Source organism: Nocardia sichangensis (assembly GCF_047200615.1).
GTDB lineage: Bacteria > Actinomycetota > Actinomycetes > Mycobacteriales > Mycobacteriaceae > Nocardia > Nocardia sichangensis.
Window position 1 is genome coordinate 95,786 of the sequence record NZ_JBJZOK010000004.1, and the last position, 25,079, is coordinate 120,864.

At 67.1% G+C, this 25,079-nt stretch carries 17 protein-coding genes and 1 pseudogene; 14 read left to right on the plus strand and 4 right to left on the minus strand.

The features are described from left to right. Positions 1 to 29: 29 nt before the first annotated feature. Both ACL03I_RS06950 and ACL03I_RS06955 read left to right on the plus strand, forming a co-directional pair. On the plus strand, positions 30 to 986 hold the full coding sequence (locus ACL03I_RS06950) for a LysR family transcriptional regulator (protein WP_355074257.1): 957 nt from the start codon (positions 30 to 32) through the stop codon (positions 984 to 986). A gap of 153 nt (positions 987 to 1,139) precedes the next feature. Further along, positions 1,140 to 2,342: a phosphatidylserine decarboxylase gene (locus ACL03I_RS06955; protein WP_412805427.1), complete on the plus strand. Its 1,203-nt coding sequence runs from the start codon at positions 1,140 to 1,142 to the stop codon at positions 2,340 to 2,342. 127 nt (positions 2,343 to 2,469) lie between these two features. Here ACL03I_RS06955 and ACL03I_RS06960 read toward each other — a convergent pair whose 3' ends face one another. After that, positions 2,470 to 3,447: an ADP-ribosylglycohydrolase family protein gene (locus tag ACL03I_RS06960; protein WP_355074253.1), complete on the minus strand. Its 978-nt coding sequence runs from the start codon at positions 3,445 to 3,447 to the stop codon at positions 2,470 to 2,472. Positions 3,448 to 3,855: 408 nt separating this feature from the next. On the opposite strand from ACL03I_RS06960, the pseudogene ACL03I_RS06965 reads away from it, so the two are divergent. The 3 genes and pseudogenes from ACL03I_RS06965 to ACL03I_RS06975 all read left to right on the plus strand — a co-directional run. After that, positions 3,856 to 4,011: pseudogene (locus tag ACL03I_RS06965) on the plus strand (TetR/AcrR family transcriptional regulator); the annotation flags it as partial. A 12-nt stretch (positions 4,012 to 4,023) separates the two neighbouring features. Next, positions 4,024 to 4,515 carry a TetR/AcrR family transcriptional regulator C-terminal domain-containing protein gene (locus tag ACL03I_RS06970; protein WP_412805595.1) on the plus strand — a complete coding sequence of 164 codons (492 nt, stop codon included), beginning with the start codon at positions 4,024 to 4,026 and terminating at the stop codon, positions 4,513 to 4,515. An 826-nt stretch (positions 4,516 to 5,341) separates the two neighbouring features. Next, positions 5,342 to 10,798 carry an ATP-binding protein gene (locus ACL03I_RS06975; protein WP_412805428.1) on the plus strand — a complete coding sequence of 1,819 codons (5,457 nt, stop codon included), beginning with the start codon at positions 5,342 to 5,344 and terminating at the stop codon, positions 10,796 to 10,798. Positions 10,799 to 10,983: 185 nt separating this feature from the next. Here ACL03I_RS06975 and ACL03I_RS06980 read toward each other — a convergent pair whose 3' ends face one another. Then, positions 10,984 to 11,868: a universal stress protein gene (locus tag ACL03I_RS06980; RefSeq protein ID WP_412805429.1), complete on the minus strand. Its 885-nt coding sequence runs from the start codon at positions 11,866 to 11,868 to the stop codon at positions 10,984 to 10,986. An 813-nt stretch (positions 11,869 to 12,681) separates the two neighbouring features. Between ACL03I_RS06980 and ACL03I_RS06985 the strand changes: the two genes are divergently transcribed. Together ACL03I_RS06985 and ACL03I_RS06990 are read left to right on the plus strand one after the other, a co-directional pair. Next, entirely contained in the window at positions 12,682 to 13,299 is a 618-nt protein-coding gene (locus tag ACL03I_RS06985; protein WP_412805430.1) for a hypothetical protein, read from the plus strand. Continuing rightward, entirely contained in the window at positions 13,296 to 13,946 is a 651-nt protein-coding gene (locus tag ACL03I_RS06990; protein WP_355074245.1) for a hypothetical protein, read from the plus strand. The genes ACL03I_RS06985 and ACL03I_RS06990 overlap by 4 nt, the downstream gene beginning before the upstream one ends. 61 nt (positions 13,947 to 14,007) lie before the next feature. Here ACL03I_RS06990 and ACL03I_RS06995 read toward each other — a convergent pair whose 3' ends face one another. Next, positions 14,008 to 14,451, minus strand: a complete 444-nt coding sequence (locus tag ACL03I_RS06995; protein WP_412805431.1) for an FAD-binding oxidoreductase — start codon at positions 14,449 to 14,451, stop codon at positions 14,008 to 14,010. Between the two features lie 218 nt (positions 14,452 to 14,669). On the opposite strand from ACL03I_RS06995, the gene ACL03I_RS07000 reads away from it, so the two are divergent. Beyond that, positions 14,670 to 16,463: a thiamine pyrophosphate-requiring protein gene (locus ACL03I_RS07000; protein WP_412805432.1), complete on the plus strand. Its 1,794-nt coding sequence runs from the start codon at positions 14,670 to 14,672 to the stop codon at positions 16,461 to 16,463. A 28-nt stretch (positions 16,464 to 16,491) separates the two neighbouring features. After that, positions 16,492 to 18,189 carry an aa3-type cytochrome oxidase subunit I gene (ctaD, locus tag ACL03I_RS07005; protein ID WP_412805433.1) on the plus strand — a complete coding sequence of 566 codons (1,698 nt, stop codon included), beginning with the start codon at positions 16,492 to 16,494 and terminating at the stop codon, positions 18,187 to 18,189. Positions 18,190 to 18,209: 20 nt separating this feature from the next. Here the strand turns inward: ctaD and ACL03I_RS07010 are convergent, their stop codons facing one another. Then, the gene (locus tag ACL03I_RS07010; protein ID WP_412805434.1) at positions 18,210 to 19,646 is read right to left on the minus strand and encodes a short-chain fatty acyl-CoA regulator family protein; all 1,437 of its coding nucleotides are present in this window, start codon (positions 19,644 to 19,646) and stop codon (positions 18,210 to 18,212) included. 154 nt (positions 19,647 to 19,800) lie between these two features. Between ACL03I_RS07010 and prpD the strand changes: the two genes are divergently transcribed. From prpD to ACL03I_RS07035, 5 genes are all read left to right on the plus strand, one after another. Beyond that, positions 19,801 to 21,303 carry a 2-methylcitrate dehydratase PrpD gene (gene prpD / locus ACL03I_RS07015; RefSeq protein WP_412805435.1) on the plus strand — a complete coding sequence of 501 codons (1,503 nt, stop codon included), beginning with the start codon at positions 19,801 to 19,803 and terminating at the stop codon, positions 21,301 to 21,303. Beyond that, positions 21,303 to 22,217 carry a methylisocitrate lyase gene (prpB, locus tag ACL03I_RS07020; protein ID WP_355074235.1) on the plus strand — a complete coding sequence of 305 codons (915 nt, stop codon included), beginning with the start codon at positions 21,303 to 21,305 and terminating at the stop codon, positions 22,215 to 22,217. Before prpD ends, prpB begins: the two co-directional genes overlap by 1 nt. Continuing rightward, entirely contained in the window at positions 22,214 to 23,320 is a 1,107-nt protein-coding gene (locus ACL03I_RS07025) for a bifunctional 2-methylcitrate synthase/citrate synthase (protein WP_356967428.1), read from the plus strand. The genes prpB and ACL03I_RS07025 overlap by 4 nt, the downstream gene beginning before the upstream one ends. A gap of 429 nt (positions 23,321 to 23,749) precedes the next feature. Continuing rightward, a complete protein-coding gene (locus ACL03I_RS07030) occupies positions 23,750 to 24,442 on the plus strand; it encodes a DUF6069 family protein (RefSeq protein WP_412805436.1) in 693 nt (230 codons plus the stop codon). A 257-nt stretch (positions 24,443 to 24,699) separates the two neighbouring features. Beyond that, the gene (locus ACL03I_RS07035) at positions 24,700 to 25,014 is read left to right on the plus strand and encodes a hypothetical protein (protein ID WP_412805437.1); all 315 of its coding nucleotides are present in this window, start codon (positions 24,700 to 24,702) and stop codon (positions 25,012 to 25,014) included. Positions 25,015 to 25,079: the final 65 nt, after the last annotated feature.

Genomic DNA, 25,079 nt, shown 5'->3' on the forward strand with positions numbered 1-25,079 from the left:
CGCGTCCACCTCCAAACTAGACTCGGATCGTGACGCCCGCCCAGCTTCGGGCCTACTCGACCGTGGTGCGGCTCGGCTCCGTCCATGCGGCGGCCAGAGAGCTGGGGATGTCCGACGCCGGTGTCTCGTTGCACATCGCCCAGCTGCGCAAAGAGCTCGACGACCCGTTGTTCACCCGCGCCGCCGCGGGGCTGGCCTTCACGCCCGGCGGATTGCGCTTGGCCAGCCGGGCCATCGAGATCCTCGGACTGCAACGGCAGACCGCGATCGAGGTGAGCGAAGCCGCCCATGGCCGACGGCTGCTGCGCATCGCGGCATCGAGCGCGTTCGCCGAACATGCCGCGCCGGGCCTCATCGACTTGTTCGCGGCGCGGGCGAAGGATCTGGCGGTCGAGCTGAGCGTGCACCCCACCAGCCGGTTCCGGGGTCTGATCGAGACCCGTGCGGTGGACATCGCGCTCGGGCCCGGGCCGGAGAACGCCGACACGGCCATCGCCGCCCGGCCGTTCCTGAAGTATCAGATCATCTCGGTCGCGCGCCCCGACAGCCCTCTGGCGGGCGCCGCCGCACCTCCGGCGCTGCTGCGGGAGCAGCCGTGGATGCTGGGTCCCAGCGCGGGCAGTGTGGACGGGCACATCGCGACGATGCTGCGCGAGTTGGCGGTACCCGAATCCCATCAGCGGATCTTCCAGAGCGACGCCGCCGCTCTGGAAGAGGTCCGCCGGGTCGGAGGCATCACCCCGACGATCGGTTTCGCCGTGGCCGCCGATCTCGCGGCCGGTCGGTTGATCCACGTCAAGGGACCAGGGCTCCAGGTATCCGACGAGTGGTGCGCCACCACGTTGCCGCCCGATTCCCGCCAGCCCGCGGTGTCGGAACTGCTGCGGTTCATCACCACCCCGCGATGCATCCAGGCGATGATCCGTGGGTCCGGCGTGGGCGTCACGCGGTTTCGCCCGAAAGTGCATGTGACCCTGTGGAGTTGAAATCGCGACTGCTGCGCACCGTTGACGGGATGCTTCGCCTCGAGTCGGCACGACGGCCTCGATGGCGGAGTCGATGTTGTCGGCGATGCGGAACATCTGGCCGCCGCGGGCCGCGACGTAGAGTTGGGTTTGCACGGCCGGCAGGAGGCTGATGTGAGCGAGCCGGACAGGATCATCCAGCATTTGCGGCGGGCCCTCGGCGCGGAGGACGGCCTTGCCGCCCGGCTCGAGCACTCGTTGGTTCAGGCCCGCGCATCCGCGCAGCCGCAACTGGACCCCGCGCTTTTCGCGGCGCTGGATTGGCCGCAGAATCTCGAGCAGTACGAGGCCTACCTGGAGCGTTTCCTTCGCTGGGTGCCCGTGGAATCCGATGCGCCCGTCTGGACCGCACCCGCGCCGGAGCGGGGTTACGCAGGTGAGGTCACCGATCGGATGTGCCACTTCTTCTGGCTCGTCGACCAGCACGTGGGCGATGACCAGACGGCGATCGCCGAGTCTTCGGCGGCCTTCCGGGATTGGGTTACCGAGTTCGCGCGCGAGTGGGGCGGCTTCCTCGACACCACCCGGTCCTTCGGCCCCGAAATCCTGAACAGCTTCATCGACAACGCCCCGGAGTATCGCGTCGGGGAGTCGTTCGTCGACGGCATCCCCAACATGCCCAGCGGCTGGTTGACGTTCAACCAATTCATCGCCCGCGAGCTCAACGGCGGTCTGCGTCCGATTTCCGACCCGGGCGACAACCGGATGATCACCTCGCCGGCGGACTGCATCTTCCAGCATCAGTACGCCATCGACGCCGGATCGAACATTCCGGCCGTCCCCATCAAAGGCACCCACAGGTACGGCAACATCACACGACTCCTGGCGGGCAGTCGCTACGCCGAGAGTTTCGCAGGGGGAACGTTCGTCCACTACAACTTGCCGGCCTGCGCCTACCACCGCTTCCATCTACCGGTCTCGGGCCTGGTCGCGGAGTCCTACCTGATCAACGGCAAGGTTTTTCTGAAGGTCGAGATCGACGATCACCACCTGGTCTGCCGAGACGACGCCCAGACGGGCTATCAGTTCTCTCAAACCCGCGGTGTCGTCACCATCGACACCTCCGTCGCACCGGCCGGTGACATCGGCATCGTCGCGGTCGTTTGCGTCGGCATGTCCCACGTGGGTTCGGTCGTGCTCACCGCGGTCGAGAACAGGCAGATGGAGAAGGGCCAGCAGTTCGGCTACTTCCAGTTCGGCGGCTCCGACATCATCCTCCTCTTCCAGAACAAGCTCGATCTGCACGTGAACACCGACGACGACTACCGGCTCGTCGGATCACCCGCAGCGCACTTCGCGTCGGCGACCAACCGCTGACTTGAAAAGCTTTGCGACCACGAGGCTCTGGGCCGCGACCGGTGCGGCGGGCGTCAGGGTAGGGGAGGAAGTACGACGGGGGAGTGGCGTCTTGGTGTTGGGGATCCACGGCGTCAGCTGGTTGTTCTCACGACGCGCCGGATAGCCACTTCCGGAAGCGGCCGGAAACGGAATCTTTGCGCCGTGGTGGTCGGCGGGTGGGGTCGAACCAGCTGGGCAACGGTTCTCGCGCGGCGAGCCAGGTTCGCGGCACTCCTCCGAGCGGGCCGGGGTGCGTGTCGGTGCCGGTGTGGGCGGCGACGATTCCGCCGACGATGGCGCTCGTGGTGTCGATATCGCCGTCCGCGGCGATACACGTGGTGATCGCGGCCGGGTAGTCGTCGAGATGCGTCGCCGCTACCCAGATCGTGAACGGCACCGTGTTCTGCGCGGTGACCCGGGATCCGTTGCCGAGTTCGTCCGCGGCCTCCTCCGCGGAGGCCTCGAGCAGACTGCGAGCACGGCGAATCAGGCGGGTCGTCTCGCCATCGTCGAGGCGGTCGAGGACGCCGGTGATGAAATCCGCTGGCGTGGGCCGACTTCCGCGCAGGCGAGCATGTGCGGCCTGACCGGCCGCGAGCGCCACCGCGACCGCGCCGAGGACGCCCTCCGGATGCAGATGCGTCACCTGCGCCGATCGCGCCGCTTCGGCGGCGATCTTTTCCGGATCGTCGGCGTAGAAGGCGCCGAGCGGAGCGACCCGCATGGCCGCACCGTTTCCACAGGATCCCTGGTTGTCGTACACGGCTCCGGCCGCCTCCCGCCAGTGCACGCCGTCGCGGATCCGGCGCAAGGTACCGACCGCTAGGAAGCCGTAGTCACGGCTCGGGTCGAATCGGCGCGCGAAGGCGGCGGCGAGCCGATCCTGGTCGATCCCACCGCGACCGATGAGTTCGGCAACCACGGTGCAGGCCATTTCGGTGTCGTCGGTCCACCCGCACTGCCGGGCCGGGAGATTGCCGGCCCGAAGATCCGGAATCGACCGGCCCATGATGGGAAATTCCGCTCCCAGCGCGTCTCCCACGGACAGTCCATCGAGTGAATCGAGCATCAACTCAACATGCATCGCGTCTGATGGTAGCCATCCGAAACAGCGGTACATACGAATGCGCAGGCTGGGCCGTACCTGAACCGAGCGCTGACGGCGGAACGCCCAGCTGGGCGAGATGGGTGAATTCGCTGCCGTCGGGCGCCACGGGAACAATTGCATGTTCATACTTAGATATGCGCATCAAGATATGTATCACCCGTAGAGCCGTTGACGGCAATGCAGCGCTTGTCCTAGCCTCGGCGAGGTGAACAATGATCACCCGGCGGTCGTAACCACTTCCGTCTCGCGTTCGGGAGATCTGGACGGCCTCCGCTTCGTAGATGTCCGTGGGGTGACTCGACGGCTCATATGTGTCGATCACGTGGGGGGAGGCACTCGCCGCGTCCTTGAGCCTGCTCGCGGCGCGGGATCGGCGCGATAGCGATGACCAAGCGCGGGTTGACCCGGGATCGTCTGGCCGACATCGCTCACGATTACGTCTCGGAGAACGGTCTGGACGCGCTCACGATGCGACGGCTGGCGGCCGCGGCGGGGGTGACGCCGGGTGCGTTGTACAAGCATTTACGGGACCGGAAGGATCTCCAGCGTGCGATGGCCGACACCATTTTCCGGGCCGTCGACCTGTCGGATATCGACCTCGGCAACCCCGATGTCGCTCAGACGATGATCTGCTGTCGGCGTATTCGTGCGGCGATACTTCGTTTCCGTGAGGGAGGGCGCGTCGTCGCGGGCTCGTACTCGCCTTCGCCGGAGACCATCAGAGTCTCCAGTACGCTGACGACACTCCTCCGCGGTGTGGTTCTGCCGCAGTTCGGCGTCGGCGAGATCGTTTTGGTATTGCGTTCCTACATCACGGGTTTCGTCATCGAGGAACAGGCCTATCTCGAACTGAGCAACGCGGGCGAGTGGGATTCCCTGGTGGCGCGAATTTCGACCGGTGATCATGCCCGGCAGGAGGGCGCCGACGATGTCCTCGCGATTATGACCGGTGATCGGGATCTGAGGTTCGCGGACGGATTGCGCGCTGTTCTCTACGGCAAGGTTCGAGATTCGGCGAACATCCTTGCCCCGGTGCATAACTGACCGCGGCGTCGGATTCGGCCGAATCGACGGGCGCGGCCGCATCATGGCTGATCGGCTCAACCGGTTCGCGGTCTGTCCGGACGTCGACGCATCGGCGAAGGCGGTGCGCTTCATATGCATCTGCGACCTGGGTCGGCGCGTCGGGCCTCCCGGGTGCGGGGTGGCAGCGCGACGGGGTGAATCGGCATCCGAGCCTTTTGTATGCCTACGGTAAAGCCGAGGTCGGGAAGATCGCGATCGGAACGCGCTACGGCGGGCGCATCGAGTCATTTGCTCCGTACCACGGGTGAGGAGGTGAACCCGGGACAACTACGCGGTGCCTCGTCACGGGGTCGTCCGGTGGGTCGCGAAGTGGCGGGTTCCCCGTTCGTGGGAGGGGAGACGTCTGCGAAAGGGAGACGCCGTTCGCGTGCAGGTTGCGGCGCCACAGCTCTCGGTACTCGCTAAAATATTCGAAACCGACCAGTAATTCGCGTTTCTGGTTTCGTAGCGGAATCCGACGACGCGAGCGTACGCGAGGCGGAAAGATTGACGCGGCACCGGCCTGCCTCTAACCTTCGCGTGGTGAACGATGCTTACCATGCGGCGTCGGGGTGGCCGTCGCAGGTATCGCCATCTCTGCGACCAACGGCTGCCGGATCACTCCACGCTTCCCTGACCGTCGCAGTCGGCAGCGGGCTACCCGGCGCGCCTGCCCCGCACCCGCGCGACGATACGGCCGAGTAACCACCGGACAGGTGTAATTGCACCGACCGGATGTGCGACAAAGGGTATCCACCCTTTTGCCCGTCGACCGGGCCACAACTTCGGAGAGGAAGGACGGCGAGTGTTCAGCCGCATCGCCATTGTGAACCGGGGAGAGGCCGCCATGCGCCTCATCCACGCGGTCCGAGACCTGGCCGCGGAAACGGCACGTTCGATCGAGACCATCGCCTTCTACACCGATGTCGATCGCAACGCGACGTTCGTGCGCGAGGCCGATATCACCTATGACCTCGGGCCGGCCTCCGCGCGACCGTACCTGGATCTGAAGGCGCTCGAACGGGCGCTGTTGGCGACCCGGGCCGACGCCGCGTGGGTCGGCTGGGGCTTCGTCGCCGAAGATCCGGCGTTCGCCGAGTTGTGCGACCAGATCGGCGTGACCTTCATCGGTCCGGATGCCGAGGCGATGCGCAAACTCGGCGACAAGATCGGCGCGAAGCTCATCGCCGAAGAGGTCGGTGTACCGGTCGCGCCGTGGAGCCGCGGCCCGGTCGAGACCGTCGACGACGCGCTCGCCTCCGCCGCCGACATCGGCTACCCGCTCATGCTGAAAGCGACCGCGGGCGGGGGCGGGCGCGGTATTCGCGTTGTCACCGACGAGGCCGAGTTGGTCGACGCCTACGAACGCACCCGGCAGGAGGCCGCCCGCGCGTTCGGCAGTGGTGTGGTGTTCCTCGAACGGCTCGTCACCGGCGCTCGCCATGTCGAGGTTCAGGTGATCGCGGACGGTCAGGGCACCGCTTGGGCGCTGGGTGTGCGCGACTGCTCGGTGCAGCGGCGTAACCAGAAGGTCATCGAGGAGTCCGCGTCACCGGTGCTGCGGCCCGAGCAGGTCGCCGAACTCAAGGCCTCGGCCGAGCGCCTGGCGGTCGCGGTCGGTTACCGCGGCGCGGCGACCGTCGAGTTCCTCTATCACCCCGGTGACGAGCTGTTCGCGTTCCTCGAGGTCAACACCCGTCTGCAGGTCGAGCACCCGATCACCGAGCAGACCACCGGTTTCGACCTGGTTCGCGCGCAACTGGCGGTGGCTTCGGGTGAACGGCTCGAGGGCGAGCCGCCCGCCGAGCGTGGGCACGCCATCGAAGCGCGGCTCAACGCCGAGGACCCCGACCGCGACTTCGCTCCCGCGCCGGGCCGGATCGCCCGCTTGGACCTGCCCGCGGGGCCGGGTATTCGGGTCGACACCGGTGTCAGTGAAGGCGATGTCATCCCCGCCGATTTCGATTCGATGATCGCCAAGATCATCGCTTACGGCCGCGACCGGTCCGAGGCGCTGGGTAGGTTGCGCCGGGCCGTCGGGCAGACCCGGGTGATCATCGAGGGCGGCGCTACGAACAAGAGTTTCGTCCTCGAACTGCTGGACCAGCCCGAGGTGATCGACGCGAGCGCCGACACCGGCTGGATCGACCGGGTGCGCGGACAGGGTCGCCTCGTTTCGCACCGCAACTCCGCCGTCGCGCTCGCGGCCGCCGCCATCGATGCCTACGAGGAAGAGGAACGGGTTGAGCGGGACCGCCTGCTGTCCACCGCCGCGGGCGGTCGTCCCCTGGTGCAGCACCACGCGGGCCGACCGCTCGACCTCAAATTGCGCGGAGTCGGCTATCGGGTGCGCGTGGCCCGTACCGGCGCGCATCGGTTCCGCATCGGCATCGAGGCGGGCGAGGACATCCGCACCGCCGATGTCGACCTGGTCCGCTATGACCGGCATTCCGGCCAGATCGTGGTCAACGGCACCGCCTTCCGCGTCACCGCGGGCACGCACGGGCCGATCCACGTGGTCGACGTCGATGGTGTGACCCATCGGGTGAGCCGGGACGAGGGCGGCGTTGTCCGCTCACCCGCACCCGCGCTCGTGGTCGCCACGCCGTTGCAGGTCGGCGACGAGGTCGAGGCCAACGCGCCGCTGCTGGTGCTGGAGAGCATGAAGATGGAGACGGTGCTGCGCGCACCGTTCAAGGCGCGGCTGAAGGAATGCGCCGTCTCGGTCGGTACCCAGGTGGAGACCGGGGCGCCGCTGCTGCGGCTGGAGCGCCTGGTGGACGACGCGGTCGAGGAGACCGCGGCCGTCGGGTCGGTTGAACTGGACCTGCCCGCCGGGGATGCGCAGGCTCATCCGCACGAGCGGATCGTCCGACGATCGCAGGACCTGCGCGGCCTGCTGCTCGGTTTCGACGTCGATCCGCACGACGACCGCCGGGTGCTGACGGATTACCTCGATGCCCGCCGTATCGCCGTCGCGGACGACCGCAGGCCGCTGGCGGAGGAACTCGAGCTCATCGACGTGTTCACCGACCTCGCCGAGTTGAGCCACAACCGGCCGTCGGGTGAGGACGCCCAAGGGCATGTCCACAGTGCCCGCGAGTACTTCCACACCTACCTGCAGAGCCTGGACGTCGAACGGGCCGGACTGCCGGAATCGTTCAAGAGCAAGCTCGCGCGGGCGCTCGGCCACTACGGCGTGTCCGATTTGGAACGTTCCCCCGAGCTCGAGGCCGCGGTCTTCCGGATCTTCCTCGCCCAGCAACGCACCGACACCGTCGCGGTCGTGACGGCACTGCTGCGGGAGTGGCTGGGCGAGCGGATGCCCGATCGAGCCCTGCGCGAACCGGTCGGTCTGGCACTGGAACGGCTGGTCGCCGCGACCCAGGTGCATTTCCCCGTAGTCGCCGATCTTGCTCGCGGTCTGGTGTTCGGCTGGTACGGCCAGCCGTTGCTGCGGCGTAATCGCGCCCGCGTGTACACCAATGTCCGCCGGTCCCTGCGGTACCTGGACACCCATCCCGACGCGTCCGATCGCGCGGAGCGTATCTCCGACATGGTCCGCAGCACCGAACCGCTGGTGCGGTTGCTGGGCCAGCGGCTTGTGCGCGGCAGCGACGACAACACGGCGATGCTCGAGGTGCTGACCCGCCGGTACTACGGCAACAAGGGGCTCACCGGCGTCCGCACCCACGACGTCGACGGATGCCGCTACCTGATCGCCGACCGCGACGGTGCGAGCCTGGTGTCCGCCGCGGTGCGCTTCGACGCGCTCGGCGCCGCGGTGCGCGGGCTGGCCGAACTGACCGGCGACGCGGTGTCGATCGACGCCGACATCTACCTCAGCTGGGAGAAGCAGCCCGCCGACTTCGACGCCATGGCCGCGGCTTTGCACTCGGTGCTCAGCGCGCAGCCGCTGCCGAAGCAGGTGCACCGGATCACCGCGACAGTCGCGGGCAGCAACGGCGCGGTCATGCATCACCACTTCACCTTCCGCCCGTCGGCCACCGGCCCGGCCGAGGAACGACTGATCCGCGGCCTCCATCCGTACATCGCGCAGCGGATGCAAATGGAGCGGCTGCGCAAGTTCGATCTGACGCGCCTGCCGTCGTCCGACGACGAGGAGATCTATCTGTTCCGGTGCGTCGCGAAGGACAATCCGGCCGACGACCGGCTCATCGCGTTCGCCCAGGTGCGGGACCTGACCGCGCTGCGCGAACACGACGGACGGCTGCTCGCGCTGCCGACCGCCGAGAGCACGATCGCCACCTGCCTCGACTCGATCCGCCGGGCGCAGTCGCAGCGGCCGTCGGCGAAGCGGCTCAACACCAATCGCATCGTGATGTACGTCTGGCCGCCGCTGGATGTCACCCGCGCCGAGCTCGAGCGGATCGGCGGGCATGTGCTGCCGACGACCGCGGGCGCCGGACTCGAGGAGATCGTGCTCATCGCGCGGGAACGCGACGCGGACACCGGCGAGTTGACGAAGGTGGCCATCCGGATCAGTTTCGATGCCGCGGGCGGCACCGTGGTGACCTTCGGCGAGCCGTCCGACGAACCGATCGAACCGCTCGACGCTTATCGGCAGAAGGTGCTGCGCGCCGCGGGCCGCAATGCGGTGTACCCCTACGAATTGACCGGCCTGCTCGGCGATTTCACCGAATACGACCTCGACAGCGACCACACGCTGGTCCCGGTCGACCGGCCGAAGGGGCGCAATACCGCCGCGATCGTCGCCGGCGTCATCACCACGGCCACCCCGAAACACCCGGAGGGCGTCACGCGGGTGGTGCTGCTCGGCGACCCGACGAAAGCATTGGGCGCGCTGTCGGAACCGGAGTGCAGGCGGGTGATCGCCGCACTGGACCTGGCCGAGCGCCTGGAGGTGCCGCTGGAGTGGTACGCGCTGTCGGCGGGCGCTCGCATCTCGATGGAATCGGGCACCGAGAACATGGACTGGGTGGCGGCCGCGCTCAAGCGGATCGTCGAATTCACCCAGGCGGGCCGCGAGATCAACATCGTGGTCGCGGGCATCAATGTCGGAGCTCAGCCGTACTGGAACGCCGAGGCGACCATGCTCATGCACACCAAGGGCATCCTGGTGATGACGCCGGATTCGGCCATGGTGCTCACCGGTAAGCAGGCGCTGGACTTCTCCGGCGGCGTGTCGGCCGAGGACAACTTCGGCATCGGCGGCTACGACCGGGTCATGGGTCCGAACGGACAGGCGCAGTACTGGGCGCCGAACCTGGCCGCGGCGCGCGACATCCTGATGGCGCACTACGACCACACCTACATCGTCCCTGGTGAGCAGGCGCCGCGGCGGTCGCAGACGAGCGATCCCATCGATCGCGACATCTCCGATTTCCCGCACGTCCTGGCGGGCAGCGACTTCGCCACCGTCGGCGAGATCTTCTCCGCCACCGCGAATCCGGACCGGAAGAAGCCGTTCGACATCCGCACGGTGATGCGCGCGGTCGCCGACCAGGACCACCCCGTGCTGGAGCGCTGGGCGGGCATGGCCGACGCCGAGACCGCCGTCGTGCAGGACGCGCATCTGGGCGGAATCCCGGTGTGCCTGCTGGGCATCGAGTCCAGGGGCGTGCCGCGGCACGGTTTTCCGCCCACCGACGGCCCGGACACCTACACCGCGGGCACGCTGTTCCCCCGGTCGTCGAAGAAGGCCGCGCGGGCGATCAACGCCGCGAGCGGCAACCGTCCGCTGGTGGTGCTGGCGAACCTGTCGGGCTTCGACGGGTCGCCGGAGTCGATGCGCAAGTTGCAGTTGGAGTACGGCGCCGAGATCGGCCGTGCGATCGTCAACTTCGACGGTCCGATCGTGTTCTGCGTGATCTCCCGCTATCACGGTGGCGCGTTCGTCGTCTTCTCGAAGGCGTTGAACCCGAACATGACCGTCCTGGCGCTGGAAGGCTCATTCGCCTCGGTGCTCGGCGGCGCGCCCGCCGCGGCGGCGGTGTTCTCCGGTGACGTCGCCACCCGCACCACGGCCGACCCGCGGGTACAGGAGCTGGAGGTGCGCGTCGCCAACGCGGCCGGTACCGATCGCGCCACTCTGAGCGCCGAACTGGACGAACTGCGCTCCTCGGTGCGCGCGGAGAAACTCGGTGAAGTGGCCGCGGAGTTCGACCGCATCCACAACATCCAGCGCGCCGTCGAAGTCGGCTCTGTCGATGCGGTCATCCGCGCCGATGAACTGCGGCTTCGCGTCATCGAGGCCATCCAGGAGCGCCTGGACGGCTGACGGCGGGCGGGCGGCGTCCTCGGCGGGCGGCGGCTGGACGGTCGGTTGTGCTCGATAGCGGCACAATCCGATCGGCAGTCGTCGCCCGCCCTCGTGTGCGAGCTCGGCTACGCGCCCACGGCTCCCCGTGGTGCACCGTGAATCGGTAGCGTTGACGGTCCGTCGATCGCGGTGGCGGTGCCCGTCTATCGCCCGTTCCGGGGGTGCCGCGCAAAGCTCGCCGGTCTTGTGACGATCACCGGCACCTGCGCCCCGTGTAGTACGGCTCTACTGACCGAACCGAGCGGCATCGCGGAGAAGTCGTCGTGCCCGCGGCTGCCGACGACGATCGACCGCGCTTTCTCGCCCGCCTCGAGCAGTCGCCTGGCGGGGTGGTCCTCGACCACGACACGCCTCACCGTCACTTCCGGATACGCCTCGCTGTACCCTGCCAAACTCCGGTCGAGCAATCCCTCGCCACCCTCCCGCGATTCGATGAGCGAGCCGGGGAAGCCGGACAACGCGTGGACCGCAACGAGATCGGCGCCGCGAAACGCCGCTTCGTCGAAAGCCAAGGAGACGGCTGCCGCGCTGCTCGTGGAGGCGTCGACGCCGACGACGACAGGCCCGTCGCCGTGCTCGACGCCACGGGGAACGACGGCAACGGGGCATCCCGCCTGCCGCGCCAGCGCGGTGCTCAGCGATCCCAGCATCGCGCGGCTGAACGCGCCGAGGTCATGGGCGCCGACCACGAGCAGCCGCGCGGTCTCGGATCGGCGGCGCAGAACCGGAACGGGGGCGGCGTTGGTCAACTCCGCGGTCACGTCGATCCGATTGATCGGAGCGGATTCGGCGATGGCCGTGGCGTACGCGATCTCCAACGCGTCCGGGCCGCCCCAGCGATAGCTGCCGGGGGCGGACGGCCCGAACTCGACGCCGGAACCGTGGTCGCCGAGGCCACCGGTCAGATAGACGAGGTGCAGCGGTGCGTGGCGGTGGGCGGCGTCGATGGCGGCCCAGCGCACGGCGGCAAGCGCCACCTCGGAACCGTCGACACCCGCGAGGATCGGAGCCTTGCTCGAAGTGAACATGGGTTCTCCTCCGGTTCGCATGCGGGGGCCGTTGTCGGGCCGGGTCGAGATCGTGGCGGCGTACCTGCGAGTGTCCGTCTCCTCGGCGAGGCGGCAGTAGAGCAACCGGTAGCCAGCGGCGAAGGACCAAGGTCCCGCTCTTGCACGCGGCCGGGAGCCGCCTTCCCCGCGGCGACCTCTGCGGCGAAGTCGCGGAGCACGGATGGTGCGTTCGAGCCTCGACTGGTGATACATCCGCTGGCCTCGCCGAATCAAGGGCGGTGCCGAGGCAGACGGGTACGGGCGCGACTACGGGAAACGGGTAGTCGGCTACTCGCGTCGGCAGGTCGAGGAGAGCGAAGGCTCGACTGCATCCTCGGGAGCATGCCTGTCTCGGGGGAGGTGATCATGAGAAACGATTCGCGAGTATTCCTTGTCGCGGCGGCCGTAGCGGGACTGCTCGGCGCGGTGTCGGTACCGGTCGCGGCACCGGAGCCGGTTACCACCGTGCCCAACCCGTCGCCGGTCACGTCGCAACCCGCTTGGCCGAACAGCACGCCCACGGATGACTGGCCGCCCAAGACTACGCGGTCCGATTGGACGACCACCCCGACGACACCGGAGCCCACGACGGGGAAACGGGAGCCCACGACCACGACCGAACCGGAACCGACAACCACGACGACAAGGCCGGAACCGACAACCACGACGACAAAGCCGGGACCGACGATCACGACGACGAAACCGGGACCGACGATCACGACGAAACCGGTCCGTACACCTGCGTCGCCACTGAGTTCCGGTCCTTCCCCCGTTCCGCCCGAGAGTTCCGCCGTGCTTCCCGCACCCGTGCTCGTCGCGCCGGCCACGGCCGAACGCGGCACCGTGATCACTGTGCACGGCGAGCGCTGGCCCTGCGGCCTGGTGCGGGTGCTTCCGGACTGGTCCGCAGCGGTGACCGCTCAGGTTCAGGGTGGTTCGTTCGATGCTCGCGTCGATGTGCCAGAGGGAGCCGAACTGGGTCTGCACTCCATCCCCGCCGCCTGTTCGGAAACCTCACAGCGCATTGTCGCGAAGACGTCCGTGGAGATTTCACCCGCGCGGCTCGTCCCCACATCCAACGGACCCGGAACCCCGGAACCGACCGGCGAGCCTCCGCCTCCTCCGGAACAAGTTGATGCGGGCAACCCGGACACCGGCCCCGTCGGCATAGTGGGCCTCGGAGGGTTCCTCCTTGCCCTCGGTGCCGCGGCGCTGGTCGTACGGGGTCGCGGGAAACGCCCGGGCGGCGCGTCGCACGAGGAGGATCCGCATCTGCCACGGGTACAGGTGCGTGTGGTCGCGGACGTCCCCCCATCCATCCACGTTCGCCAGGGCGCCCGCGCTCCCGACGTCCGGGTGCGCCTGCGGGCCCGCGAGCCATGGCTGAATGTCAAGGAGGTATTCGGATGACAAGTCCAGCGTTGATCAGGGCTCGGACAGTACTGTTCCAGAACGCTCCGCACGATGTCGGTGTGGGCGAGTTGGCCGAGTGCCTGCACGAAAGGGGCGCTGAACACTTGGCACTGCGCCGGGCGCCGGGCGTGGCCGCACTACTGGAGTCGGCGGCGCTGCACGAGGTGGCCGAGACGATAGATGGGCTGCTCGAGGTCGACTTGGGCACTGTCGCGATCGAGGGTTGGCGCCGCTACGACCGGCTACGCATGGCGGCGATGCGTACAAGTGCGGGCGGAGCCGAGCAGGTGACGCTGTTCGAACACGAGATCACCCAGACCTACCATCCGTGCCTGGATGTCACCATCGACGGAAATCCGGTGGGGGAGTTCACGATCGAACTCTGCGTCGCGCTACTGCTCCAGCCGCTCGCCGCCACCGTTCGCAACGGCATGCTGGCGGCGCTCGGCCCCGGCGATTGCACCGTGACGGTATCGATCGGCGCGCCGGAGCTCGGGCCGATCATGAAACGCCAACGTACGCTGCACACGGCGACCATGATCGACCTCCGATGGCCCATCCCGCTCGTCGAGCAGCCCGGAGCCTCGTCGGTCGATCGCGTGCACCGGGTGCGTCCGCCGCAATCGCGGTGGACCGGCGGGTGATGAAAAAGTATGGACGTCAGGGCATGTCGCCGCCCGGGCCTTCACCGGCCGGGCCGTGCTCTCATTCCGTCGAGCCGGAAGCGCGGCGAGAGCTGTCGGTCGTGCAGCTGACATGGGTGGACGGCTTGGGGCCGACCATCAGGCCGGTGGATGCCAGCTCGGTGTTGAGCCGGTCGAGCGCGATGCCCGGCTCGACCACGGCGGTGGCGGCGGCACGGTCCACCGACACCACACGCGTGCAGTATTTACTCCGGTCCATGACGATCGCCGCGTTGCGGCATTGCCCGGCCAGGCTCGTGCCGCCACCACGCGACACCACCGGCACGTCGTGCGCGCGACAGACGGCGACCGCCGTGGCCGCGTCCTCCGGTGTGCGCGGCACGACCACCCCGAGGGGGACGGCGCGATAGTTGGACGCATCCGTCGAGTACGTCGCGCGGCTTCCTGAGTCGAATCGAACCTCTCCGTCGATCCGCTCGGTGAGTTCCGCGCGCAGTGCCTCCAACGGCTATTGGGAACGACCGGAAGCGCTGTGATGGCCGGGCAATTGAAGCGAACGCGCCATTTCGGGCACATCGTCTCGACGACGGCAGGTGAGCATCGGAACAGACGAGAACACCGCGCGGATACCCGTCCGGTCGCCGCGTATGCCTCGGGTTGAGGGCTGCCGGCCGGGGTAATCGGCCCCGGAGACGACACCTCGAAGGCGGACAGGAGAACGACATGGCTGACCAGGTCGCCGACTATGTCTTGCGACGACTGCGTGACTGGGGCGTGCAGCAGGTGTTCGGCTATCCGGGCGACGGCATCAACGGCTTGATCGCCGCGTTCGGGCGGGCCGACAACAAACCCGCCTTCATTCAGGCGCGCCACGAGGAGATGGCCGCGTTCCAGGCGGTGGGCTACGCGAAGTTCAGCGGCGAGGTCGGCGTCTGCACTGCCACGTCGGGTCCGGGAGCGATCCATCTGCTCAACGGCCTCTACGACGCGAAACTCGATCACGTGCCGGTCGTGGCGATCGTGGGGCAGACCGCGCGCAGCGCGATGGGCGGCAGCTATCAGCAGGAAGTCGATCTGCAGAGCCTGTTCAAGGATGTCGCCTCGGACTACTTGGTCGAGGTGAACGTTCCCGATCAATTGCCCAACGCGCTCGACCGCGCGTTCCGTATCGCGACCACCCGCCGGGCCCCCACGGCGCTGATCATCCCCTCCGATCTGCAGGAGGAGCGCTATCAGCCGCCCGAGCACGCGTTCAAGCAAGTGCCATCCAGCCCGCCCTCGGCACTGCATGCCACGGTCACCGCGGATCGCGCCGGCATAGAACGAGCCGCCGAGATCATCGACGCCGGGTCGCGGGTGGCGATCCTCGTCGGGCAAGGCGCCCGGGACGCCGCCGAGCAGGTGATGAAGCTGGCCGAGATCACCGGAGCCGGGGTGGCCAAAGCCCTGCTCGGCAAGGACGTGCTATCGGACGACCTGCCGTACGTGACCGGATCCATCGGGCTCCTGGGTACCCGGCCCAGCTATGAACTGATGCGCGACTGCGACACCCTGTTGATCATCGGATCGAATTTCCCTTATTCGCAGTTCCTTCCGGACTTCGGTCAGGCGCGTGCGGTGCAGATCGACATCGACGGCGCCATGATCGGCATGCGATACCCCACCGAGGTCAACCTCGTCGGTGACGCGAAACGAACACTCACCGAACTGCTTCCGCTGCTGAGCCGCAAGTCCGATCGCAGCTGGCGGACGACGATCGAATCCAACGTGCGGCGCTGGTGGGACACGATCGAACGCCAGTCGCTGCTGGACGCGAAGCCGGTCAATCCCATGCGGGTGGTGTGGGAACTGTCGCGGTACATCCCGGAGGACGCCATCGTGACCGCGGACTCCGGGTCGTCCACCAACTGGTATGCCCGCTGTCTGCGGTTCCGCGGGCAGATGCGGGGTTCGTTGTCGGGGACGCTGGCGACCATGGGGCCCGGTGTGCCGTACGCGATCGGCGCGAAGTTCGCCCACCCGGACCGGCCGGTGGTCGCTCTCGTCGGTGACGGTGCGATGCAGATGAACGGCGCGGGCGAATTGCTGACCATCAGCCGTTACCACGAGCAGTGGCGCGATCCACGGCTGGTGGTGTGCGTGTTCCACAACAACGACCTGAACCAGGTCACGTGGGAGCTGCGCTCGATGGGGGGCGCGCCGAAATTCGAGGAATCGCAGTCGCTGCCGGAGGTCTCCTACGCCGAGCTCGCCCGCACGTACGGTCTGGGCGCCATCGCAGTGGACGACCCGAACGACCTCGCGCCTGCCTGGGAAGCGGCGCTGTCGGCCGAGCGGCCCACGGTGCTCGACGTCCGCTGCGATCCGGAGGTACCGCCGATCCCACCGCACGCCACCTGGGACCAGATGAAATCCACCGCCGAAGCGGTGCTGCGGGGCGACCCCGACGCATGGCATCTCGTGGCACAAGGCGCGAAAGCCAAGGCCCAGGAATTCGTCCCCGGCCACCGCGGGTGATCTCGCCGGTAGCAGGTGAGGAGTATCGATGACTCAGGTGTCGTATCCACTCGCACCGCAGGTCACACCGACCAGGCCGTTTCCGGCGCGGACGGCTCCGAAGGGCTCGGTGTTGTGGCGGCTGGTCACCACGACGGACCCGAAGGTGCTCGGCATCATGTATCTCGTCGCCGCTACCGCCTTCTTCATGCTCGGCGGTCTGATGGCGCTGCTCATGCGCGCGGAACTGGCACGGCCGGGCCTGCAGTTCCTCTCACCCGAGCAGTACAACCAGCTGTTCACCATCCACGGCACCGTCATGCTCCTGCTGTATGCGACTCCGACGGTGTTCGGATTCGCCAACGCGGTCCTTCCGTTGCAACTCGGAGCACCCGACGTGGCATTTCCACGGTTGAATGCCTTGAGCTTCTGGCTGTTCCTCTTCGGCGGAACGATGGTGGTCTCCGGATTCGTGACACCCGGCGGCGCGGCTGATTTCGGATGGACTGCGTATACGCCACTGAGCGACATCATCCACGCGCCCGGCCCCGGAGCCGATCTGTGGATCATGGGCTTGGTCGTATCCGGTTTGGGCACCATTCTCGGTGCGGTGAACATGATCACCACCATCGTCTGCCTGCGCGCGCCCGGCATGACGATGTTCCGCATGTCCATGTTCGGGTGGAACATCCTGGTGACCAGCGTGCTGGTGTTGCTCGCGTTCCCGATTCTCACCGCCGCCTTGATGGCGCTGGCCTACGACCGGCATCTCGGCGGGCACATCTACGACACGGCTACCGGTGGCGTCCTGCTCTGGCAGCATCTGTTCTGGTTCTTCGGGCACCCCGAGGTCTACATCGTGGCCCTGCCGTTCTTCGGGATCATCAGCGAGATCCTGCCCGTGTTCAGCCGCAAACCCCTGTTCGGCTATGGACCTCTGGTGTACGCCACCATCTCGATCGGAGTGCTGTCGGCAGCGGTATGGGCGCACCACATGTTCGCGACCGGGGCGGTGCTGATGCCCTTCTTCTCGATGATGACCTTCCTGATCGCGGTGCCGACCGGGGTCAAATTCTTCAACTGGATCGGCACCATGTGGAAGGGGAACCTGACTTTCGAGACCCCGATGCTGTTTGCCGTCGGCTTCATCGTCACTTTCTTGTTCGGCGGGCTGTCCGGCGTCATCCTCGCCAGCCCGCCACTGGACTGGCAGATTCACGACACCTATTTCGTCGTAGCCCACTTCCACTACGTGTTGTTCGGCACGATCGTTTTCGCCACTTTCGGCGGAATCTACTTCTGGTTCCCCAAGATGACCGGGCGCTACATGGACGAGCGCCTGGGCAGGCTGCATTTCTGGACGACATTCGTCGGCTTCCACACGACCTTTTTGGTCCAGCACTGGCTGGGCGCCGAAGGTATGCCCCGCCGGTACGCCGACTATCTGCCGACCGACGGCTTCACGGCGCTGAACGCCATCTCGACCATCGGATCGTTCATTCTGGGCGTCTCGATGGTCACGTTCGTGTGGAACGCGTTCCGCAGCTACCGCTACGGCGAGGTCGTCACCGTGGACGACGCCTGGGGCGCGGGAAATTCACTCGAATGGGCCACGACCTGCCCGCCTCCCCGGCACAACTTCTACGAACTCCCCCGTATTCGATCCGAACGCCCGGCCTTCGAACTCCACTACCCGCACATGCGAGAACGGATGCGCGCGGAATCGTACGTCGGCTGGGGCTCGTAGGTGGCATGAAGCCGGTGTGATCATCGCGGTTCGCCGCGATGGTCGGCCGGGGTGTAGGGGATGTTGGCAGCGCGGTTCTCATCGACCCGGATCGCGCGCCCGAGTTGCGGGAAGGCGCGCTGGGCGCAGTCGGGGCGTTCGCAGATCTTGCAGCCCGCGCCGATGGGCACCGCGGAGGTGTCGTCGTGGATGGGCAAGCCGTGGGAGTAGACGAGCTTGTCGGCGTAGGCGAGGTCGCATCCCAGGCCGATCGCGAAATCCCTTCTGGGAGAGAGGTATCCGGGGGTGCTCTCGTCGGTGGTTCGGGCCAGCCAGAGGTATTTGCGTCCGTCGGGCATCTCGGCGATCTGGGTACGGATCCGACCGGGCGTGGTGAAGGCTTCGTGGACGACCCACAGCGGGCAGCTGCCGCCGACCCTGGAGAAATGGAACGCGGTCGCGGATTGGCGTTTGGAGATGTTGCCCGCGCGGTCGGTGCGTACGAAGAAGAACGGGACTCCGCGTCGTCCGGGGCGTTGCAGTGTGGACAGGCGGTGGCAGACGGTCTCGAAGCCGACCTCGAACATCGCCGACAGCAGATCGATGTCGTAGCGCAGCTCTTCGGCGGCGTCCCGGAACCGGGTGTAGGGCAGGATCAGCGCCCCGGCGAAGTAGTTCGCCAACCCGACCCGCAGGAGCTCGCGCGATTCGTCAGCCATCGACTCCACCCTCGCGGTCAACGCATCGATGGTCGCGGTCTGGGTGAGAAAAGCCAGCTGCGTGGCGAGCTGAAAGGCCCGCTGACCGGCGGAGAGCCTGCGGGCGAGCGTGATACGGCCCGCTTCGGGGTCGTAGACGCGCTTGGGGCCGGGGCGGTGTGGGTCGTCGGATCTGATCGCGACCGTGATGCCGTGCCGCTCGCGCAGGAGTTTGCTCAGTTGCAGGTCGAGGCCGCCGATGCCCAGACCGTGGTCGGCGAAGAGTCGTTCGGCGGCCTGGTCGAGTTCGGGGATGTGGTTGCGGTGGTCGTAAAAGAAGTCGCGCACGTCCTCGTACGGCATGGCACGACCGGGGTCGGCGGTAGGGCTTTCGATACCCGCGGAGAATCGTTCGAGTTGTTCGGTCGCGCCACGCAGACGTCGGTGCAGGCTCACCAGGACGCGGGCGGCGGCGGGCACCCGGGAGACCAGGTCGTCGAGTTCGGCGGTGGACACCGTCGCGCCGTCGGGATCCTCGGCGAAGACGTCGTGCAGGTCGGCCAGCAGTCGCGCGTCGGTGTCGGCGGCGAAGAACCCCATGTCCAGATCGAAGGTGGAATTCAGGCGTAGCAGCACCGGCACCGTCAGGGGCCGCTGATCGTTCTCCAGCTGGTTGACGTAGCTGACCGACAGCGCGAGCGCCTTCGCCAGGCCCGATTGCGACAAGCCGCGTTGCTCGCGCAGTGCGCGCAGCCGTCCGCCCGCATACATCTTCTGCATGCTCGCGAATGTAGCACCACGAGATTTCGCAATTTCCACAAATTTGCTGATTGCGGTACGCAAAATTCGGCATTTGTAACGGATTTCCCGCGTGCATAGGCGTGTGTAGTGTGCGAAAAGAAACCCGGAAATCGATGATCTGGAGGCTTTCGTCGTGAAAAACCACTTCGTCCGCACGCGTCGCTCCGCTGAGCACTTCCCCCGCGAGGAGCACCTCGCGTGGCGGATCGCCGAGGTTGCCGCGGACCCGGTGGCGGTCGCTCCGGAGACCGAGGAGATGATCGTCAACCGGATCATCGACAACGCGGCGGTCGCGGCGGCGTCGGTGACGCGTCGTCCGGTGGCCAACGCGCGCGCCCAGGCGCTGGCGCACCCGTACCAGCCGGGCGCGACCGTCTTCGGCGTCGACGGCCGATGCTCGCCGGAGTGGGCGGCCTGGGCTAACGGCGTGGCCGTGCGCGAACTGGATTTCCACGACACGTTCTTGGCCGCGGAGTACTCCCACCCCGGCGACAACATCCCGTCGATCCTGGCGGTAGCCCAGCATGCCGGACGCGGCGGGCGGGATCTGATCCGCGGGTTGGCGACCGGATACGAGATCCAGGTGGACCTGGTGCGGGCGATCTGCCTGCACGAGCACAAGATCGACCACGTCGCCCACCTCGGCCCGTCCGCCGCCGCCGGTATCGGCACGCTGCTCGGCCTGGACACCGAGACCATCTATCAGGCCATCGGTCAGGCACTGCACACCACCACCGCCACCCGGCAATCGCGCAAGGGAGAAATCTCCAGTTGGAAGGCCTACGCACCCGCTTTCGCCGGGAAGATGGCGGTGGAAGCGGTCGATCGTGCCCTGCGCGGTGAAGGCGCGCCGTCGCCGATCTGGGAAGGGGAGGACGGCGTCATCGCCTGGCTGCTGGGCGGCCCCGACAAGGAGTATTCGGTGCCGCTGCCCGGCCCGGGTGAACCCAAGCGCGGCATACTCGACACCTACACCAAGGAGCATTCCGCCGAATACCAGAGCCAGGCGCCGATCGACCTGGCGCGCCGGTTGCGTGAGCGGATCGGCGACCTGGACCGGATCGCCTCTATCGTGCTGTACACCAGCCACCACACGCACGTGGTGATCGGCACCGGATCGGGCGATCCGCAGAAGTTCGACCCGACGGCGTCCCGCGAAACCCTCGATCACTCCGTCATGTACATCTTCGCCGTCGCCCTGCAGGACGGCACCTGGCACCACGAGCGCTCTTACGCCCCCGAACGTGCACAGCGGCCCGACACCGTCGAGTTGTGGCGCAAGATCTCCACCGCCGAGGACCCGGAGTGGACCCGGCGCTATCACTCGACCGACCCGAACGAGAAGGCGTTCGGCGCCCGTGTCGAGGTCACGCTGAAGAGCGGCGAGGTGATCGTCGACGAACTCGCGGTCGCCGACGCGCACCCGCTCGGCGCGCGGCCGTTCACCCGCGACCAGTACATCGCCAAGTTCCGGACGTTGGCCGAGGGAGTGATCGACGCGGGCGAGCAGGACCGCTTCCTCGACGTGGCCCAGCGCACCCCGCAGTTGTCCGCCGAGGAACTGGGTCAGTTGAACTTCACCGTCTCCGACGAGGTACTCGCGCGGGCGCCGAAATTGCCGGAGGGACTGTTCTGATGACCGGCCTGCTGGCCGCGGCCACGCCGGCCGCCGACAAACGCGCCGCGTTCCGCGCGGGGCTGGCCTCCGGAACGATCCAGCGTTTCCCGGGTGCGTTCAATCCGCTGGTAGCCAAGCTGATTCAAGAAATCGGCTTCGAAGGCGTGTATGTCTCCGGCGCGGTGGTCTCGGCCGATCTGGCGCTGCCGGATATCGGGCTCACCACCTCGACCGAGGTGGCGGAGCGCGGTCGGCAGATCGCGCGCGTGACCGATCTGCCGGTGCTCATCGATGCCGACACCGGCTTCGGCGAGCCGATGAGCGCCGCGCGCACGGTCTCGATGCTGGAAGACGCCGGAATCGCGGGCTGCCATCTCGAGGATCAGGTGAATCCGAAACGGTGCGGTCACCTCGACGGCAAGGCTGTGGTGCCGGTCGAGGAGATGGTGCGCAGGCTCCGGGCCGCGGTGTCCGCCCGGCGGGATCCGAATTTCGTGCTCTGCGCGCGCACCGACGCCGCCGGGATCGAAGGCATCGACGCCGCGATCGATCGGGCCGGGGCCTATGCCGAAGCGGGCGCGGACCTGATTTTCACCGAAGCGTTGCGCACCGTCGCGGATTTCGAGAAGTTCCGGGCCGCGATGCCGATTCCATTGCTGGCGAATATGACCGAGTTCGGTAAGTCCGAACTCATCCCGGCGGCGACACTGGAGCGGATCGGCTACAACGCGGTGATCTACCCGGTGTCCACCCTGCGGTTGGCGATGTTCGCGGCCGAAGCCGGGTTGCGGGAGATCTTCGAGCAGGGCACGCAATCGGGCTCGCTCGATCGAATGCAGCCCCGCTCTCGCCTGTACGAGCTTCTCCAGTACGAGCGATACAACGAATTCGACTCCGACATCTTCGATTTCACTCTGGGAAGGAACCAGTGACCATAGCCAAAGGCCTAGCAGGCGTCGTCGTCGACACCACGGCCATCTCGAAGGTGGTGCCGGAAACCAACTCTCTGACCTACCGTGGCTACGCCGTACAGGACCTGGCCGCACACTGCGGTTTCGAACAAGTGGCGTATCTGCTCTGGTACGGCGAGTTGCCCTCGGACGCCGAACTGGAGCGGTTCCAGCAGCGAGAACGCGCGTCCCGCCGGGCCGACCGGTCACTGCTGTCGCTGGTGGCCAAGTTGCCCGACACCTGCCACCCGATGGATGTGGTCCGCACCGCCATCAGCTACCTCGGCGCGGAAGACCCGGCCGAAGACGACAATTCGGCGAACGCCAACCGCGCCAAGGCTCTTCGCATGTTCGCGGTGCTGCCGACCATCGTCGCGGCCGACCATCGCCGTCGCCATGGCCTGGACCCGATCGCACCGCATTCCCATCTGGGGTACGCGGAGAACTTCCTGAACATGTGCTTCGGGACCATCCCGTCGCGCGCGTTGGTGGAAGCGTTCGAAGTGTCGTTGATCCTCTACGCCGAGCACAGCTTCAACGCCTCCACCTTCGCCGCCCGCGTCGTCACCTCCACGCAGTCGGACATATACAGCGCCGTCACCGCCGCCATCGGCGCATTGAAAGGGCCCCTGCACGGCGGCGCGAACGAAGCCGTCATGCACGACATGCTGGAGATCGACGACCCCGCGCTGGCCCAGGCATGGTTGCGCAACAAGCTGGCGCGCAAGGAGAAGGTGATGGGCTTCGGCCACCGCGTCTACAAGAACGGTGACTCCCGCGTCCCCACCATGAAGAAAGCCTTCCTGGATATCGCCGCGGCGACCGACGGCCAGAAGTGGGTGCGTATATACGAGGTCCTCGAACGCACCATGCGCGAGGCCACCGGCATCGAACCGAATCTCGACTTCCCGACCGGCCCCGCCTACTACCTGCTCGGTTTCGATATCGAGGTGTTCACCCCGATCTTCGTGATGAGCCGCATCACCGGCTGGACCGCGCACATCATCGAGCAGGGCGAATCCAACGCGTTGATCCGGCCACTGAGCGAATACGTCGGCGTCCCGCAACGGACGGTCGTCGCCTGAACTTTCCGCACTGCGGATCGTGCTCAGGTGCGATCGGCCGGGAACCGGGAGGAGTTGTCGGCCCTGATCTTTTCGCCGACTCTCGGTGGCGGGCGGGGCGCTCGGACTCGCCCAGGCCCGTTGCGTATCACCGCGCGGCGCCGCCCCGGCGGGGAGTGTTCGCCCGCCCGCGATTCTTCCCCGCTGCGCCGGATGAACGGTTGGTTCCGGGCCGCGGTCGGGGCCCATTCCGGGTTCTTTCATCTGGGCGATGGCGATCCTCAGGCCCCGATCGGAGTCCGGCACCTTAGTGATCTCCGCCATGGCGGCGCTGGCCTGTGTGACGACTGCGCGCAACGGAATTGGATAGGGGGCAGCGGCCCTTGCGGTCCCGCCCTACACTCGACGCACACGCAAGCTCTCCACGGAGGTGATCGGCGGTTGAATCCCATGAATCCGCGCGACCAGCACACCGCACGTTATGAAGCCGGTTATCAGCCGGGCGATTACCGTGATCCCGGGTACGGCCAGGATCGCGGGTACAGCCAGGCCTCGGGATACGGCCAGGAACACGGGTACGCCCAGGATCACGGGTACGCCCAGGATCACAGATACGACCAGGGTCACAGATACGACCAGGCGTCCGGATACGGCCAGGACCAGGGACAGGGCGCGTATCAGCACTCCGAACGCCCGGAGAGGCAACCTCGGTCGCGGCAGGAGCCGGACGTCAATATCGGCATGTTCGTCGGCGGTGTGATCGCCGCGGCGGTGGTGACCGCGCTCGCGGCGTGGTTGTGCGCCTGGATCATCGAGATCGTCGCCACCCGGGTGAGCGAGAGCGGCAAGTTCGGGGTGTGGAACCCGATGGCCCAGGATGCGTACTGGTTCGCCGTGGTGGCATTCATCTGCGCGCTGTTGGGCGGGGTGCTGTGGTATCTGCTGCGCTTGGGCACTCCGTCGCCGGAGTTGTTCTTCGGCTGGATCGTGGGCATTCTGACCGCCGCGGCGGTGATCATTCCTCTGGCACTGTCCAGCGACCTCTGGGTCGGCATCTCCACCGGGATCGAACATTTGGTGATCGGGCTCCCGATCCTCAGCCTCGTGCGCATGGTGGGCGCGAAGAGCATCGTGCCCCGGTGATCGACCCTGCGTAGTGTTCGCCCGCGCGCTGCCGCGAGCCGGATGCCTCCCTCACTCAGGGTGGCCGTGGCGCCGGAGGATTCGTCGGGTGTGGGAGCGCGGTTGATCGAGGAGCGTGCACCTTTCGCCTCGCCGGTTCATCCGCGTGGGTATGTGACTGCTTATTCGCACTACCGTCAACATTGGTGGTAATGGTCGGTGACCGCCTCGCCGATGCGTGTCGAGCGGCCTGCTTGCTCGACTATGTCGCGGATCATATGGAATCCGCTGCCGAACTAGCGGTCATCCACTCCGCGCGGCGGATCCCGGAGCGCACGGTCGAACTGCTCGACATCGTGGCTCGTTGCGCGTTGCTCACCGCGGAGTTCTTGTCGACGTCAGACGAAGCGGCATCGCGGGCGTATGTGAACGAAATGCGATCTCTGGCGGCGCATTCCGCGTACGTGAGCACTTCGCGCTCCATCGGCTCCATGGCCGAGGAAGGCCTCGCCGAGCTGCACGACGAACTTCTCGCCACGGTAGCCGCATTTCGCGCAGCGAGCCGCGCCTGCGTCGCCGCGATCGCCCGGTGATGCTGGTGTGGCGGCGATCGGCGAGGGGATCCCCACTGCGAGACATCGCATCTGGTCCGGAACCA